This window comes from Pseudoalteromonas sp. 11L1 (genome assembly GCF_055397545.1).
Genome location: NZ_AP041141.1, coordinates 1896612 through 1911587, shown reverse-complemented (window position 1 = coordinate 1911587; position 14976 = coordinate 1896612). Strand labels below are relative to the sequence as shown.

Sequence of the window (14976 nt, the reverse complement as noted above, 5' to 3'; positions counted from 1 at the left end):
TACAGCCACTCAATATTTATATTTAGGGTTGTAAAGCCTGGCGGCTGAAATAGATGCCATCACACTGTGTACAAGGAATAATTTGCGTTGCATGGTAAACATCATAACTATGGTTGCAATTCTTACATACTAATGTGCCCATGGCTATCCATTCACCTGCGTGATAAACACCATTATGCTTAAAATCTTCACTTAATGACCGCCATTCAAGCTGTGTTTTGTCTTCAATGTGAGAAAGTTCAAACCACAACGACTCTTTAAGCTCCTGCCATGCAAGCGAATTATAGTAGCTGTTATTTTCTTGTAGATGAGAGATATCACGCATTAAGTAATTACGATAAAGCTGATATTTTTCTTCACCTAAATCTTTAAGTGCCTGCTCAGATTCAATAAATCGCTTTACTGCAGCTTTAACCTCATGCTCTTTGACATCTTTTAACCAATCGGTTAAATCACTAAGCCATGCTCTGTAATCTGCCATTTTATACTCCTTCAAAACGTCTACTAATTCACTCTATATCATAGATAAGTATAGGTTAACCTGTACTGAAAACTAATTTACTCGCAAATTTACAAAAAGCGCCGCTTTGACGCTGTGAATAGCGCTTTATTTGGGGTATCCTATCGACAATTTTTTATTAGTATGCAAGAAGTTTGGAAACGTAAATGCAAGAGCAATATAACCCACAAGACATAGAGTCAAAAGTCCAACGCTACTGGGAAGAAAACCAAGTATTTAAAGCCACAGAAGATGAGAGCAAAGAAAAATACTATTGCCTCTCAATGTTTCCTTACCCAAGTGGTCGACTGCATATGGGTCATGTGCGTAACTACACCATTGGTGACGTGGTTTCTCGCTTCCAGCGCTTGCAAGGCAAAAACGTAATGCAACCTATGGGTTGGGATGCGTTTGGTTTACCTGCAGAAAACGCGGCTATTAAAAATAAAACAGCCCCTGCCAAGTGGACTTACGAAAATATTGATTACATGCGTAACCAGCTTAAACAATTAGGTTTTGGCTACGATTGGGATCGCGAAATTGCAACCTGCCACCCAGAATATTACAAATGGGAACAATGGTTTTTCACTAAGCTTTACGAAAAAGGCCTAGTGTACAAAAAAATGTCAACGGTTAACTGGGATCCGGTCGATCAAACTGTACTAGCTAACGAGCAAGTAATTGACGGCCGCGGTTGGCGTTCAGGTGCGGTAGTAGAACAAAAAGAAATTCCTCAGTGGTTTATCAAAATTACCGACTACGCACAAGAGCTATTAGACGATTTAGACAAGCTAGAAGACTGGCCTGAGCAAGTTAAAACCATGCAGCGCAACTGGATTGGTCGTTCTGAAGGCTTAGACATAGAATTTACCCGTACCGATAACAACGAAAAATTTAGCGTATACACTACGCGCCCAGATACATTTATGGGTGTAACATACCTAGCCGTTGCCGGTGGCCACCCTATTGCACAAGAAGCGGCGAAAAATAGCGACGCGATTGCAATGTTTGTTGAAGAATGCAAAAACACCAAAGTTGCCGAAGCAGACATGGCAACCATGGAGAAAAAAGGCATCGCAACGGGCTTCTACGCTACTCATCCATTAACGGGCGAGCAAGTACCAATTTGGGTTGCTAACTTTGTATTAATGCATTACGGCTCAGGTGCGGTAATGGCAGTACCTGCGCACGACCAACGTGACTTTGAATTTGCAACAGCCTACGGCCTCGATATTAAACAAGTTATTGCCCCTGCTGAAGGCTCTGAGCTTGAAGTAAACCTAGCCCAAGAAGCATTCACCGAAAAAGGGGTATTAGTAAACTCGGGTGAATTTGATGGCCTTGATTTTGAAAACGCCTTTAATGCTGTTGCCGACAAACTAGAAGCATTAGGTGTGGGTGAGCGTAAAGTAAACTTCCGTCTACGCGATTGGGGCGTAAGCCGTCAGCGTTATTGGGGTTCGCCAATTCCAATGCTGAGTGATGAAAACGGTAATGAGCTTGCTGCCATTGAAGATATGCTACCAGTGCGTTTACCAGAAGATGTGGTAATGAATGGCGTTACCTCACCAATTAAAGCCGACCCAGAATGGGCTAAAACGACTGTAAATGGTGTACCTGCCACTCATGAAACTGATACTTTTGACACCTTTATGGAATCATCATGGTATTACGCTCGCTACTGTAGCCCGCGCCATGACGAAGGCATGTTAGATCCAGCAGCAGCTAACTACTGGTTACCAGTAAACCAATACATTGGTGGTATTGAGCATGCAATTTTACATTTATTATACTCGCGCTTTTTCCATAAATTATTACGTGACTTTGGTTTAGTTAATTCAGACGAGCCATTCGACCGTTTACTTTGCCAAGGCATGGTACTTGCCGAAACATTTTATCGTAAAGATGAAAAAGGCGGCGATGTATGGATTTCGCCAAGTGATGTAAATACCGAAACCGACGATAAAGGCCGTGTAACCAAGGCATGGCACGTCGATGATGGTGAACCTGTATTCTCATCAGGCATGAGCAAAATGTCTAAGTCTAAAAACAACGGCATAGACCCACAAGAAGTAATTGCCCAATACGGTGCAGATACCGTGCGTTTATTCATGATGTTTACAGCACCACCAGAGCAAACACTTGAATGGTCAGATTCAGGGGTTGAAGGCGCGCACCGTTTCTTAAAGCGTGTATGGAAATACGCGGTAGATGTTAAAACGGTTGGCTTCCAAGCACTTGATAAATCAGCGCTTACAAATCCGCAAAAAGTACTTCGCCGTGAGCTACATAAAGCGATTGCAAAAGTGAGTGATGATGTTGAACGTCGTCAAACATTCAATACGGCAATTGCCGCAATTATGGAGCTATCTAATAAGTTATTAAAAGCGCCATTAAACGATACTCAAGATGTTGCCATTGCTAACGAGGCATTAGAAGCATTGCTTATTATGCTAGCACCAATAACACCGCATTTATCGCATCAGTTATGGCAAGATCTAGGTAAAGAAGGTGATATTTTAGATGCAGCATGGCCAAAAGTTGACGAATCTGCCCTAGTTGAAGATGAAAAATTAATCATCGTACAAGTAAACGGTAAATTACGTGCAAAACTAACGGTTGCAGCTGATGCAACGCAAGAGCAAGTAGAAGCACTTGCGTTTGCAGAATCTAACGTCACTAAATTTACTGATGGTGCAACAATACGCAAAGTTATTTATGTACCAGGTAAATTACTTAACGTGGTAGCTAACTAATATGGCTGCTTTAAATGCCATTAAAAACGGACTAGCCTTAGTGCTAGTCTGTTTTTTGTTATCGAGCTGTGGCTTTCACCTTAAAAAAGCATCAAGCCTACCCGATGATTTAAAACAGCTAACTCTGGTCGGTGATGATCAAAAATCAGCATTGTTTAGCTATTTGCAGACAGAGCTGACCATGAGCGATGTTACTTTAGTCCCTGCGAGTAAACAGTCAGCGCAACTTTATTTATTTAAAGAGCAGCTAGAGCGCCAAACCTTGTCGTTGTTTCAAAACGGACAAGTAGCTGAATATGAACTGGCATACAGTGTAAGTTATGTTGTAAAACGCCCAAAACAAGAAGCCATTGAAAAACGCTTTGAGCTTTACCGTAACTACCAAGATGACCCTGACAACGCACTAGCTAAAGCAAAAGAGCTTGAACTGCTGATCAGCGAAATTCGCCAGCAAGCAAGTCGTCGAATTGTTAGAGAGTTGTCGCAACTATAATGCGTTGTTATGCAAATCAGCTACCTAGCGAATTAAAAAAGGGGTTAAAACCTTTTTATTTGGTTTTTGGTGAAGAGCCTTTTCAAGAAGCGCAATGTATACAGTTCATACGCGACAGCGCAAAAGCGCAAGGCTTTGATGAAGTAATTAAATTCACTTTAGCCCAAGGCTTTGATTGGCAAGAAATCATAGCGCAATACCAAAGTATGTCGTTATTTAGTGCGCGTACGATTATTGAGCTTGATTTAAACCAGCAAAAACCCGGTACACCCGGCGCAAACACCTTTAAAAAAATCGTTGAGCTTGAAAACCCTGACACCATTTTAATAGTTAAAGGCGTCAAAGCCAGCCAAGATGTGCAGCGCGGTGCATGGTTTAAAGCACTCGATAAGCAAGGGCTATTTGTACCCTGCTATCCGCTTAGTGGTAATCACTTAAAACGTTGGCTTGATGAACAGTGCCAACGCTTGTCACTTAATTTACAAAACGAGGCTAAGCTCAGTTTAATTAATGCCACTGAAGGCAATTTACTGGCTTGTTTCCAAGAGCTTGAAAAGCTGTCGCTAATACATGGTGACGCTCTCATTACCCAACAACTGGTAATGCAAGGGCTACTAAACCAATCTAAATTCGATATTTTTGATTTAAGTGATGCCCTGCTAAACGGCCATACTACACAAGCAATAAAAGTATTAAATAAGCTTGCCAGTGATAACACTGAAGTAGTGAGTATTTTATGGGCCATCAATAAAGATTTAAATACCTTAATAGGTGTACAACAAGGGTTATTGCAAGGTGAGTCATTAGCGACGCTGTTTAAACAAAAAGCGATTTGGAAAAATCAGCAAACGCCGGTACAAACAGCGATAAACAGACTAAATATTCACACCCTTGAAAGTATTAGCAGTGAACTGGCATTATTTGATGCAAGCTACAAACAAGGTGTATTAATTGCCCCCTATCAAGCATTAGCACATATTTGTATTAAATTTTGCCAGCCGCTCGATATTCCATTGCCGTGCCATACTAACCGTCAGTAAAGGAAAAATACCATGATTGCAATTTTTGGTGGCACTTTTGACCCAGTTCATTTGGGGCACCTTAATATGGCGCAGCAATGTGTGGCTACTTTTGAATTACACTCACTTTATTTTATGCCCTGTGCAATACCCACGCACAAAGCGGCACCGGGTATCAGCACCGAGCATCGTATTGCAATGCTTAAAACCGCAATTAAACCATATTCGCAGTTTAAGCTTGATTTACGAGAACTAAAACGCAGCGGCCCGTCGTATTCTTTATTAAGCTTGCAAGAGCTAAGAGCTGAAAATCCCGATACCCCTATTTTATTTTTAATTGGCATGGACTCATTCAACAACCTTGATAAATGGTATAAGTGGCAAACGATAACGAGTCTATGCCATGTAGTGGTGTATCAACGCCCAGGTCAAAACTGTGATGTACAAGGTGAACTTAAAAACTACAAACAACAGGCTGTGACCAAAAACATTTCCCTACTGAACGAAAAAAATGGCGGACACCTTTACTTTTTAGAAGGTAAGCAACTGGATGCCGCATCCAGTACTATCCGTCAAACGCTTAAAAAAAGTATTAAAAAGAGTGAACTATTACCCGACACCGTGAGTCACTATATTGAGCAGCACCAGCTTTATCAAGAGTGATTGGTATAAACCCCTCGGCGTGTTAAAATAACCGCTATTAAATTTTAAATTGAGACAAAACCTTGGATTCGAAACAACTACTCGCTTTTGCACTAGACAAAATTGACGATATGAAAGCACGTGATGTGATTCAACTTGACGTAACTGGCACTTCAGACGTAACCGATTACATGATTGTATGTTCAGGCACATCAAGACGTCATGTATTGTCAATTGCTGATAACTTAGCAAAAGAAGCTCGTCACGCTGGTGAAGAGCCATTAGGCTACGAAGGCCAAAGCGATGGCGAATGGGCATTAGTTGATTTAGGTGATGTGATTGTTCACGTTATGCAAGATCAAGCACGTAGCTATTACGATCTAGAAAAGCTTTGGGGCTAATAGCTCCCTATTTTAGACAACGCTTGGAAGTAACGTCGTGAAAATACAAATGATTGCTGTTGGTACAAAAATGCCAGCATGGGTAGAAACAGGTTTTGCAGAATATCAGCGCCGCTTTCCCAAAGATATGGCACTGGAACTAATCGAAATACCTGCAGGTAAACGTGGCAAAAACGCAGATATAAAGCGTATTTTGCACATTGAAGGTGAAAAAACCTTAGCCGCTATACCTAAAGGCAATCGTATTGTCACACTAGAAGTAACTGGTAAACCACTGGATACTCACCAGCTAGCGAAAAACATGGAAAAGTGGCAACTTGATGGTCGCGATGTCAGTTTACTGATTGGCGGACCAGAAGGCTTAGCTCCCGAGTGTATTGCGGCCTCTGAACAAAAATGGTCGTTATCAAATTTAACGCTCCCACACCCTTTGGTACGCATTATTGTTGCTGAAAGTCTTTACAGAGGCTGGAGCTTAAATAACAACCACCCTTATCATCGCGAGTAGTTTCTTGCCATGCTAAAACGAAGACCCACTATTCGCGACCACTCAGCAGAAGCTAATTTATTTGCTCGGCGTGCATTTGTGGGTTTTATTCTTATATTAGCCTTAGTAGCCATATTATTGTCTAACTTGTACACCATTCAAGTTGACGACCACCAAGATTACCAAACTCGCTCTAACGATAACCGCATAAAAGTAATCCCTATTGCACCTAATCGCGGACTTATTTACGACCGTAACGGTGTTTTACTAGCTGAAAACAAGCCCGTTTATAACCTTGAAGTGATCCCCGAAGAAGTTGATGATTTAACCGCCTCTTTGAAGTCTATCAGCAAAATTATTGAAATCACCGAGCAACAACAAGCTGATTTTCTTGATGATATAAAGCATACTCGACGTTTTAAAAGCCAAGTCCTCAAAGCTCGCTTGAACGAAAACGAAGTAGCGATGTTTTCAGTAAACCAACATAAATTCCCAGGGTTTAGTATTGAAGCGCGTCTAGCGAGATACTACCCTTTTGGCGACACCTTAACTCATGCCTTAGGCTATGTTGCTAAGCTCAATAGAAAAGAACTAAACAAACTTGAACAACAAGGTGAAGCCACCAATTACAGAGCGACTCATGATATTGGCAAGCTAGGTATCGAAAAGTATTACGAGCCGTTACTACATGGTCAGGTCGGCTCACAGCGAGTTGAAGTAAACAACCGTGGCCGTATTATTCGCACCTTAAACATGGATCCACCGCAGCCGGGTGACGACTTAGTACTTACTCTCGACATTGGTTTACAACAAATAGCCCAACATGCACTTAAAGATATGCGCGGCGCTATTGTGGTAATGGATGCAAAAGATGGCGGTGTTCTAGCGCTTTATTCAAACCCAAGTTATGACCCCAATTTATTTGTGCACGGTATTAGTAGTAAAGACTACAAAGCCCTACTTAATCCAGATCGCCCACTTATAAACCGTACCACTCAAGGACGCTATGCACCCGCATCGACTATTAAGCCGCACATGGCTATTTTGGCATTAGAAGAAAACATAGTGCAAGAAACCACTACCATGTGGGATCCAGGTTTTTTTCAAATACCAAACGTAGAGCATAGATGGCGAGATTGGAGACGTTGGGGCCATGGCCATGTAGATGTTTACAAAGCAATAGAAGAGTCATGCGATACCTACTTTTACGATGCAGCGTATCGCATGGGGATCACCAAAATAAGTAATTTTATGGCCCGTTTTGGTTTTGGTGAGTTATCCGGTATTGATATTCATGAAGAAACAACTGCTATTTTACCCTCAAAAGAGTGGAAAGAAGCTCGTTTTAAAGAGTCTTGGTGGCGTGGCGATACTATTTCTGTAGGAATTGGCCAAGGTTATTGGACTGCCACCCCCATTCAAATAGCGAATGCCACTAATATTTTAGTTAACAGAGGGATAAATCACCCTCCTCATTTAGTGCAAGTTGCTAAAAAAGAAGATCAAATTACTCAGCTCAATAATGAAGAAAAGCCACCTGTTGTACTCAATAATGAAGATAACTGGCGCATCGCGATTGATGCCATGCATAACACCGTTAAAAAAACCACCGGAACTGCCCATCGTGCGTTTAAAGGCGCTACCTACGATCCAGCAGGTAAAACCGGTACAGCCCAAGTAGTCAGTATTGCTCAAGGCGAGCGTTACGACGCCGATGCACTTAAAGAGCGCCAACGTGATAACGCCATTTACGTCGGTTTTGCCCCCTACAACAACCCACAAATAGTGGTCTCTATTGTGGTAGAAAATACCGGTGGGGGAAGCTCAGTAGGTGCGCCTATTGCCCGTCAATTAATGGATTATTATTTTGCAGCTAACCCAATTCAATCCTCAGGGAGTAAAGTACCATGACGGCTTTACATAATAAGCGTTCTATTTGGCTACGCCTGCATATCGACTTGCCACTTTTAATTGCTTTATTACTGATGATGGCTGGCAGCATCACTATCGTTTATAGTGCCTCTGGCCAAGACTCGGCTATGATGATCCGCCATGTAACCCGCATGGCAGGTGCAATTATTGGAATGTTTGTTTTAGCGCAAATCCCCCCCGCTACGTTAAAACGCTTAGTCATTCCCATGTATTGCCTAGGGTTACTCATGCTAGTTGGAGTACTACTATTTGGTGTAAGCTCTAAAGGCGCTCAACGCTGGTTAGATTTAGGTATTACCCGCTTTCAACCCTCAGAGCTGATGAAATTAGCGGTTCCTATGATGGTGGCTTGGTATATTGGCCGTAATCATTTACCCCCTCGAGCGCTGCATTTAGTGATTGGTTTTGCCATTGTTATGCTACCTACCCTACTTATTAAAGAACAGCCTGATTTGGGCACCTCAATTTTGATTGCTAGTTCAGGTGTATTTGTGTTGTTTTTATCTGGCTTGAGTTGGCGTTTAATTGGCTTCTTAAGCTCTGTTGTTGCCTTAGCGGCATGGCCGTTTTGGCACTATGGTATGCATGATTATCAAAAGCAAAGAGTACTGACCTTTTTAGATCCAGAGAGCGATCCGCTTGGTTCTGGCTATCATATAATTCAATCAAAAATTGCTATTGGCTCAGGCGGTATAGAAGGCAAAGGCTGGTTGCAAGGCACACAATCACAACTAGAATTTTTACCTGAAAGACATACTGATTTTATTTTTTCAGTACTGAGTGAGGAGTTTGGCCTGTTCGGTGTGTGTGTTTTACTGAGCCTATACCTATTCATTATTGGTCGCGGACTTTATATTGCCGTTAATGCCCAAGATGCCTTTGGCAAGTTACTCGCGGGCTCACTCATTCTGACATTTTTCGTTTATATTTTTGTAAACATTGGCATGGTTTCGGGCTTGTTACCCGTTGTAGGTGTGCCATTACCATTGATTAGCTATGGTGGCACCTCAATGGTTACCTTAATGGCTGCATTTGGCATTATTATGTCGATTGCCACAGATAAAAGGATGCTCTTAAAATAATGCGCCTTTATAAACAACTTATAATTATTACACTCGTTAGCCTCTTTTTGAGTGCGTGCAGCAGTTCAAGTAGTCGTTATAGTATGCGTCATGATGCCGCACCACTGCGAGCACCAACTGAATTAGAAATGCAAGATGCTATTGTCACTAAAGTTATAAAAAGCGCGAGCACCACACGCCCTTACGAAGTGTTGGGCAAACGTTATACCCCTATGCTCGATGAAACCGGTTATTCAGAAACGGGCATTGCTTCATGGTATGGCCGAAAGTTTCATGGTTATCATACCTCTAACGGCGAAGTTTACGATATGTTTGCTATGACGGCAGCCCATAAAACCTTACCATTACCGAGTTTTGTACGCGTAACAAATACAGCCAATGGCCAATCTGTTATAGTACGGGTTAATGATCGTGGGCCCTTTCATGATGATAGAATCATTGATCTTTCCTATGCTGCTGCCTATAAACTTGGCTACCATAAATACGGTACAGCAAAGGTTAAGCTTGAAGCGATTACCCTCGCAGATACCCGTGCACGAAAAACCTATGTTCAAGTAGCAGCCGGCAGTACCTTAGCCAACATAGAAGCATTGGCACACACACTACGAGAGCAGTATAAATTACCAACAAATATCGTCGAAAAAGACGCTATTTATAGATTGCACTTAGGGCCGATAAAAGATGCCCAACACGCGCAACAAGTATTAGAAACATTAAAACAAAATCAATTTCAGAACGCGTTCTTGCTTTACACTCAGTAAGCCCTTTAGAATAGGGAGAATGCATATTTTTAACTTTAACCATTAATGAGTATGATGAAATCTATTAAACATAAAATTCTTACTGGTGTTTGCGGCTTAGTCTGTTCTGCCGCCGTCTTTTCAGCCACCGCACAAATTATTCCAGCCCCCCCTCAAGTTAATGCTAAAGGTTACTTTTTGGTGGATTTCACCACAGGTAAAGTTATTGCAGAAGGTGAAGCTGATACAAAACTTGCTCCTGCTAGCTTAACTAAAATGATGACTAGTTACGTAATTGGTACAGAGATTAATGCAGGTAATATCGCACCTACCGATATGGTGACTATTAGCGAAAAAGCATGGGCAAAAAACTTTCCTGAATCATCTAAAATGTTTATTGAAGTGGGTAAGCAAGTTAGCGTAGATGATCTTAATCACGGTATTATTGTACAATCGGGTAATGATGCCTGTGTTGCTATGGCTGAGCATATTGCAGGCAGCGAAAGTGCCTTTGCAGATTTAATGAATGCCCATGCTGAAAAGATAGGCATGACAAATACTCACTTTATTAATAGTCACGGTCTTGATACAGACGAGCACTACACAACGCCACGCGATATGGCCACACTTGGTGCAGCCTTAATCAAAGATGTGCCGGATGAATACGCCCTATATAAAGAAAAATCTTTTACTTTTAATGGTATAAAGCAATATAACCGTAACTCGTTGTTATGGGATGAAAGCTTAGATGTTGATGGTATTAAAACAGGCCATACATCTGATGCGGGTTACAGCTTAGTCACCTCGGCAACAAAAAATGACATGCGTTTAATTGCGGTAGTTATGGGTACTTCAAGTGAGCGTGCGCGTAAAGTTGAAAGTAAAAAACTGCTTAACTACGGTTTCCGCTTTTTTGAAACAATTACGCCTTACAAAGCGGGCGATAGTTTTGCAGAGCAACGCATCTGGATGGGTAACAAAGAGAATGTCTCTTTAGGTATTTTAGAAGACACCCCTATTACAATCCCTCGTGGCCAACATAAAAACCTGAAAGCAAACTTTGAGCTTGACGATACGCTCGAAGCACCTTTAGCTAAAGGCACTAAAGTAGGCACGCTGTTTTTACAACTTGAAGGCGAAGATATTGCACAATATCCGCTAGTTACACTTGAAGAAATACAAGAAGGTAGCTTCTTCAGTAAAATATATGACTACTTACGCTTACAAATAATGTAAGCACGAGTAAAGTAATATGAACGCCTCTTCTGTGAGGCGTTTTTTTTTGCTTGAAAAGTGCTAGAATGCGCCCCATATATACCAATCGTATTGAATGACTATCGTTGGCTTAGGTCAAAAGTAACATCATTTCAAGATTGTCATTAGCCTTTCAGTTCTAAGCTTAACGTATAAGTTGAGCCAACACTTTTGTTTGAGGAGTTCCCGTCGTGGTTGAACCTGTTAAAAACACTAAATTTGATGAGTACCTAGAGTACCCTTGCCCGTTTACATTTAAAATTATGGGTTTAGCAAACGTAAACTTAACTGATCAAATTTTAGAAAAGTTACAACCTATCGCCCCGGGTGATTATGCGCCAAAAGTAAAACCGAGCAGTAAAGGTAACTATGAGTCAGTCACTTTAGTAGCCACAGTAACAAGCGGCAAACACATTGAAGAAATTTACAACGTGATCAGCAATATCGATGACGTGCGCCATATGCTTTAAGCTATAGTTGAGATTTGTTGTGAGCGAAAACACCCTAATCGTACGCCAACTGGGTCGTCAGCGTTACATGCCGATTTGGCAAAAAATGCAAGACTTTACCGACACCCGTGATGAAAATACGCCAGATGAAATTTGGTTGGTAGAGCATGAAAGTGTATTTACCCAAGGCCAAGCCGGTAAAGATGAGCACTTACTCGCCCCAGGTGACATAGAAGTGATTAAAGTTGACCGCGGTGGACAGGTGACTTACCACGGCCCTGGTCAGCAAATGATGTATGTATTATTTAATTTACGTCGTTTAAAAATTGGGGTGCGAGAGCTAGTTACTTGGCTTGAAGAGTGCATCATTGAATCCCTTGCAGAGTTCGCCATAGATGCATACGCGAAAGCGGATGCTCCTGGTGTTTACGTTAACGACAGTAAAATTGCTTCTTTAGGTTTACGAGTTCGTCGTGGCTGCTCATTTCATGGCTTGGCATTAAATGTTAATATGGATCTAAGTCCATTTTTACGCATCAACCCATGTGGTTATGCGGGCATGAATATGGTGCAAACTAAAGAACTAAATGGCCCTCAAAACCTTGAAGCTGCAGGTGAAGGGCTGGTAAAACACATGATCAAGAAGCTTAATGCAACACAGGTTAAGCATACTGAAGGGTTTGAAAACGAATGAATAAACCAGTCAAAATGGAACCAGGTGTAAAACTACGCGACGCAGAAAAAATGGCGTTGATCCCCGTTAAAGTTTTACCAACAGAAAAAACCGAAATGCTCCGTAAGCCAGAGTGGCTTAAAATTCGCTTACCTAAGTCAACCGAGCGAATTGACGGCATAAAACAAGCAATGCGTAAGCATGGCCTTCACTCTGTATGTGAAGAAGCTTCGTGTCCTAACTTATCAGAGTGTTTTAACCACGGTACAGCGACCTTTATGATTTTAGGGGCTATTTGTACACGTCGTTGTCCATTTTGTGACGTTGCACATGGTCGCCCATTAAAACCTGATGCCGCTGAGCCTGAAAAGCTGGCACTGACCATTAAAGACATGAAGTTAAGCTATGTAGTTATTACTTCTGTAGACCGTGATGATTTACGTGACGGTGGTGCTCAGCACTTTGCTGATTGTATCCGCGAAATTCGTAAGCATAATCCAGAAATTACCATTGAGATTTTAGTGCCCGATTTTCGTGGCCGTATGGACAGAGCGTTAGAAATTTTAATTGAAACGCCGCCAGATGTATTTAATCACAACTTAGAAACGGCGCCACGTTTATACAAACTTGCGCGCCCGGGTGCTGACTATAAATGGTCTCTTGAATTATTACGTCGCTTTAAAGAAGCCCACCCTGAGGTTAAAACAAAATCAGGCTTAATGGTTGGCCTTGGTGAAGAAATTAGCGAAATCGAGGAAGTACTTCGCGATTTACGTGCTCATGACGTTGATATGCTTACTGTAGGGCAATACCTACAACCGTCTAAGCACCACTTACCCGTTAAGCGTTACGTGCCACCAGCTGAATTTGACGCATTAAAAGAATATGCTGATGAAATTGGCTTTACACACGCCGCTTCAGGCCCGTTTGTACGTTCAAGCTATCATGCAGATCAACAAGCGGCAGGTAAAGAAGTAAAGTAATCTCTCGCAATGTATAAAAAACCGCCATTAGGCGGTTTTTTGTTTTTTAGCAGTTATTTTTACTGTTTATAAAATAACGTTAGGTTAAAGCAAGGTTACTTGAGATAATTATGCTTGAACCCATTATTTAGGTTATATATGAAATTATTAGTTCGTAACTTATCACGTGCCACTACTGAGCATGAACTTCGTACGTTATTTACGGCTCACGGTAAAGTGACCACCTGTAACTTGGTACTCGATAAAGAAACAGGCCAATCTAAAGGCTTTGCCTTTGTAGAAATGCCTAATGACATTGAAGTTAAAGGCGCAATTAAAGCGCTTAATCAAACCACAGTAGACAAAAGCAAAATCCGTGTAAAACTAGCGGATGCTTAATAAGTAAAAATTGAGGTGTTGCAAGTTAACACATACTTTCAATATTTAACCTCAATTTATATTGCTCAAAGTTTTAGTTATGACGCTTTGAGCAATATAATTAATTGGGTTTATACCTGAGTCAAAATCCCTTTTAAGACCTGCTGCTTACTTACTATATCCTTGTATAAGGCAAATTGGTTTTTTGCGCGATCTAAGTTGTGTCTCTTATGTTTAACGCTAAAGTAATTATCACCATCTATATAATCAGTTAAAAATCGTAAGCCAATCATAAAGGGCATCACTTTAGCACCTAACCAAAAGCTTTGTTTCTCGGCGGGCGTCAATACCGCCTTTAAGGGCTCAACATAGCCTTTAACAATCGCTGCAAAAATATCTTCACGAACACCTACCTTTTCAAGCGCCGTTGAATCTTCTTGCTCTGCAGAGCAAAATGTTCTGACCATATCACCAAAATCGTTAAGCCAATAACCAGGCATACAGGTATCTAAATCTATCACCGCTTTTGCATTATTAGAGTCTAAGCAAAATAGCATGTTGTTTATTTTAGTATCGTTATGGCACACACGAATAGGCACTTTTCCCTCAAGGGCATTAAGCTCATCGATAAGTGAAAGCTGCGACAGGCAAAAATCAACCTCTTCCTGACAATGAGCCAAACGTTTATGAGGATCGGTGCTAACAACTTGCTTGAATACTTCTGCACGCATGGCCAAGTTATGAAAATTAGGAATAACCGCATGTAAATTGTTCGCGTCAAAGTCTTGTAGCGCTTGCGCAAATTGGCCAAATGCATTGGCCGCTGTTTGTGCCTGGCTAGCAGTATTAACCACATCTTCACTATAACTGCCACCAATAAACTCAAGTGCTCGCCAAGTATCATCATCATTATTAACTAAATAGTCATTCTGAGTCGTCGCTACATGGCGTACTATTGCTAGATTGAATTCACCTGCTTGTTGTTTTTTACTTAAGTGTTGCTCTATTAATCGCGCATTATCAACAAGTAACTGTGGTTTTGGAAACACCACCGTATTGAGCTTTTGTACAACCAGTGACCGCTTCGAAGTACTTAATAACATAGTAGTATTTATATGCCCACTGCCTATGGGTTTTATGCTCGCATGCTTCTCGTCAAGGCCAAAACTCTCAGATAAATAAACTTCTATAGGAACTGTATTCATTTTC

16 protein-coding genes are annotated in these 14976 nt (G+C 41.3%); 14 read left to right on the top strand and 2 right to left on the bottom strand.

Annotated features, from left to right (window positions below):
• Nucleotides 1-22 precede the first annotated feature (22 nt).
• On the bottom strand, nucleotides 23-481 hold the full coding sequence (locus ACZ5WS_RS08840) for a zinc ribbon-containing protein (protein ID WP_413402569.1): 459 nt from the start codon (nucleotides 479-481) through the stop codon (nucleotides 23-25).
• 185 nt (nucleotides 482-666) lie between these two features.
• Here ACZ5WS_RS08840 and leuS point away from each other — a divergent pair, with 185 nt between their 5' ends.
• The 14 genes from leuS to ACZ5WS_RS08770 all read left to right on the top strand — a co-directional run bounded on the left by leuS (nucleotide 667) and on the right by ACZ5WS_RS08770 (nucleotide 13788).
• On the top strand, nucleotides 667-3255 hold the full coding sequence (leuS, locus tag ACZ5WS_RS08835; protein WP_464707831.1) for a leucine--tRNA ligase: 2589 nt from the start codon (nucleotides 667-669) through the stop codon (nucleotides 3253-3255).
• A gap of 1 nt (nucleotide 3256) precedes the next feature.
• On the top strand, nucleotides 3257-3748 hold the full coding sequence (locus ACZ5WS_RS08830; RefSeq protein ID WP_464707828.1) for an LPS-assembly lipoprotein LptE: 492 nt from the start codon (nucleotides 3257-3259) through the stop codon (nucleotides 3746-3748).
• Nucleotides 3748-4788 (top strand): DNA polymerase III subunit delta, encoded by a 1041-nt coding sequence (holA, locus tag ACZ5WS_RS08825; protein WP_464707825.1) that lies wholly within the window; start codon nucleotides 3748-3750, stop codon nucleotides 4786-4788. Before ACZ5WS_RS08830 ends, holA begins: the two co-directional genes overlap by 1 nt.
• Before the next feature lie 12 nt (nucleotides 4789-4800).
• Complete coding sequence (nadD, locus tag ACZ5WS_RS08820) at nucleotides 4801-5430, top strand: nicotinate-nucleotide adenylyltransferase (RefSeq protein WP_464707823.1); 630 nt, start codon at nucleotides 4801-4803, stop codon at nucleotides 5428-5430.
• Nucleotides 5431-5492: 62 nt separating this feature from the next.
• Nucleotides 5493-5810, top strand: a complete 318-nt coding sequence (rsfS, locus tag ACZ5WS_RS08815; RefSeq protein ID WP_010388304.1) for a ribosome silencing factor — start codon at nucleotides 5493-5495, stop codon at nucleotides 5808-5810.
• A gap of 37 nt (nucleotides 5811-5847) precedes the next feature.
• On the top strand, nucleotides 5848-6318 hold the full coding sequence (gene rlmH, locus ACZ5WS_RS08810; protein WP_138604989.1) for a 23S rRNA (pseudouridine(1915)-N(3))-methyltransferase RlmH: 471 nt from the start codon (nucleotides 5848-5850) through the stop codon (nucleotides 6316-6318).
• A 9-nt stretch (nucleotides 6319-6327) separates the two neighbouring features.
• Nucleotides 6328-8208, top strand: coding sequence for a penicillin-binding protein 2 (mrdA, locus tag ACZ5WS_RS08805; RefSeq protein ID WP_464707816.1), 1881 nt, complete (start codon nucleotides 6328-6330; stop codon nucleotides 8206-8208).
• Nucleotides 8205-9311: a rod shape-determining protein RodA gene (gene rodA, locus ACZ5WS_RS08800; protein ID WP_464707814.1), complete on the top strand. Its 1107-nt coding sequence runs from the start codon at nucleotides 8205-8207 to the stop codon at nucleotides 9309-9311. The genes mrdA and rodA overlap by 4 nt, the downstream gene beginning before the upstream one ends.
• A complete protein-coding gene (locus ACZ5WS_RS08795) occupies nucleotides 9311-10072 on the top strand; it encodes a septal ring lytic transglycosylase RlpA family protein (protein WP_138604992.1) in 762 nt (253 codons plus the stop codon). Before rodA ends, ACZ5WS_RS08795 begins: the two co-directional genes overlap by 1 nt.
• 54 nt (nucleotides 10073-10126) lie before the next feature.
• Nucleotides 10127-11287 (top strand): serine hydrolase, encoded by a 1161-nt coding sequence (locus tag ACZ5WS_RS08790; protein WP_138604993.1) that lies wholly within the window; start codon nucleotides 10127-10129, stop codon nucleotides 11285-11287.
• Nucleotides 11288-11496: 209 nt separating this feature from the next.
• Complete coding sequence (ybeD, locus tag ACZ5WS_RS08785; protein ID WP_008109437.1) at nucleotides 11497-11775, top strand: DUF493 family protein YbeD; 279 nt, start codon at nucleotides 11497-11499, stop codon at nucleotides 11773-11775.
• 19 nt (nucleotides 11776-11794) lie between these two features.
• Nucleotides 11795-12448, top strand: a complete 654-nt coding sequence (gene lipB / locus ACZ5WS_RS08780; protein WP_008109436.1) for a lipoyl(octanoyl) transferase LipB — start codon at nucleotides 11795-11797, stop codon at nucleotides 12446-12448.
• On the top strand, nucleotides 12445-13410 hold the full coding sequence (gene lipA, locus ACZ5WS_RS08775; protein ID WP_138604994.1) for a lipoyl synthase: 966 nt from the start codon (nucleotides 12445-12447) through the stop codon (nucleotides 13408-13410). Before lipB ends, lipA begins: the two co-directional genes overlap by 4 nt.
• A 138-nt stretch (nucleotides 13411-13548) precedes the next feature.
• A complete protein-coding gene (locus ACZ5WS_RS08770) occupies nucleotides 13549-13788 on the top strand; it encodes an RNA recognition motif domain-containing protein (protein ID WP_008109433.1) in 240 nt (79 codons plus the stop codon).
• Between the two features lie 110 nt (nucleotides 13789-13898).
• On the opposite strand, the gene ACZ5WS_RS08765 is transcribed toward ACZ5WS_RS08770, so the two are convergent.
• Nucleotides 13899-14972, bottom strand: a complete 1074-nt coding sequence (locus tag ACZ5WS_RS08765; protein WP_138604995.1) for a phosphotransferase enzyme family protein — start codon at nucleotides 14970-14972, stop codon at nucleotides 13899-13901.
• Between the last annotated feature and the right edge of the window lie 4 nt (nucleotides 14973-14976).

Coding starts and splice junctions, on each gene's coding strand:
- ACZ5WS_RS08765 (WP_138604995.1), bottom strand. CDS start 14,972: ATGAATACAGTTCCTATAGAAGTTTATTTATCTGAGAGTTTTGGCCTT.
- leuS (WP_464707831.1), top strand. CDS start 667: ATGCAAGAGCAATATAACCCACAAGACATAGAGTCAAAAGTCCAACGC.
- ACZ5WS_RS08790 (WP_138604993.1), top strand. CDS start 10,127: ATGAAATCTATTAAACATAAAATTCTTACTGGTGTTTGCGGCTTAGTC.
- ACZ5WS_RS08840 (WP_413402569.1), bottom strand. CDS start 481: ATGGCAGATTACAGAGCATGGCTTAGTGATTTAACCGATTGGTTAAAA.
- ACZ5WS_RS08770 (WP_008109433.1), top strand. CDS start 13,549: ATGAAATTATTAGTTCGTAACTTATCACGTGCCACTACTGAGCATGAA.
- nadD (WP_464707823.1), top strand. CDS start 4,801: ATGATTGCAATTTTTGGTGGCACTTTTGACCCAGTTCATTTGGGGCAC.
- ACZ5WS_RS08830 (WP_464707828.1), top strand. CDS start 3,257: ATGGCTGCTTTAAATGCCATTAAAAACGGACTAGCCTTAGTGCTAGTC.
- ACZ5WS_RS08795 (WP_138604992.1), top strand. CDS start 9,311: ATGCGCCTTTATAAACAACTTATAATTATTACACTCGTTAGCCTCTTT.
- rodA (WP_464707814.1), top strand. CDS start 8,205: ATGACGGCTTTACATAATAAGCGTTCTATTTGGCTACGCCTGCATATC.
- holA (WP_464707825.1), top strand. CDS start 3,748: ATGCGTTGTTATGCAAATCAGCTACCTAGCGAATTAAAAAAGGGGTTA.
- mrdA (WP_464707816.1), top strand. CDS start 6,328: ATGCTAAAACGAAGACCCACTATTCGCGACCACTCAGCAGAAGCTAAT.
- lipA (WP_138604994.1), top strand. CDS start 12,445: ATGAATAAACCAGTCAAAATGGAACCAGGTGTAAAACTACGCGACGCA.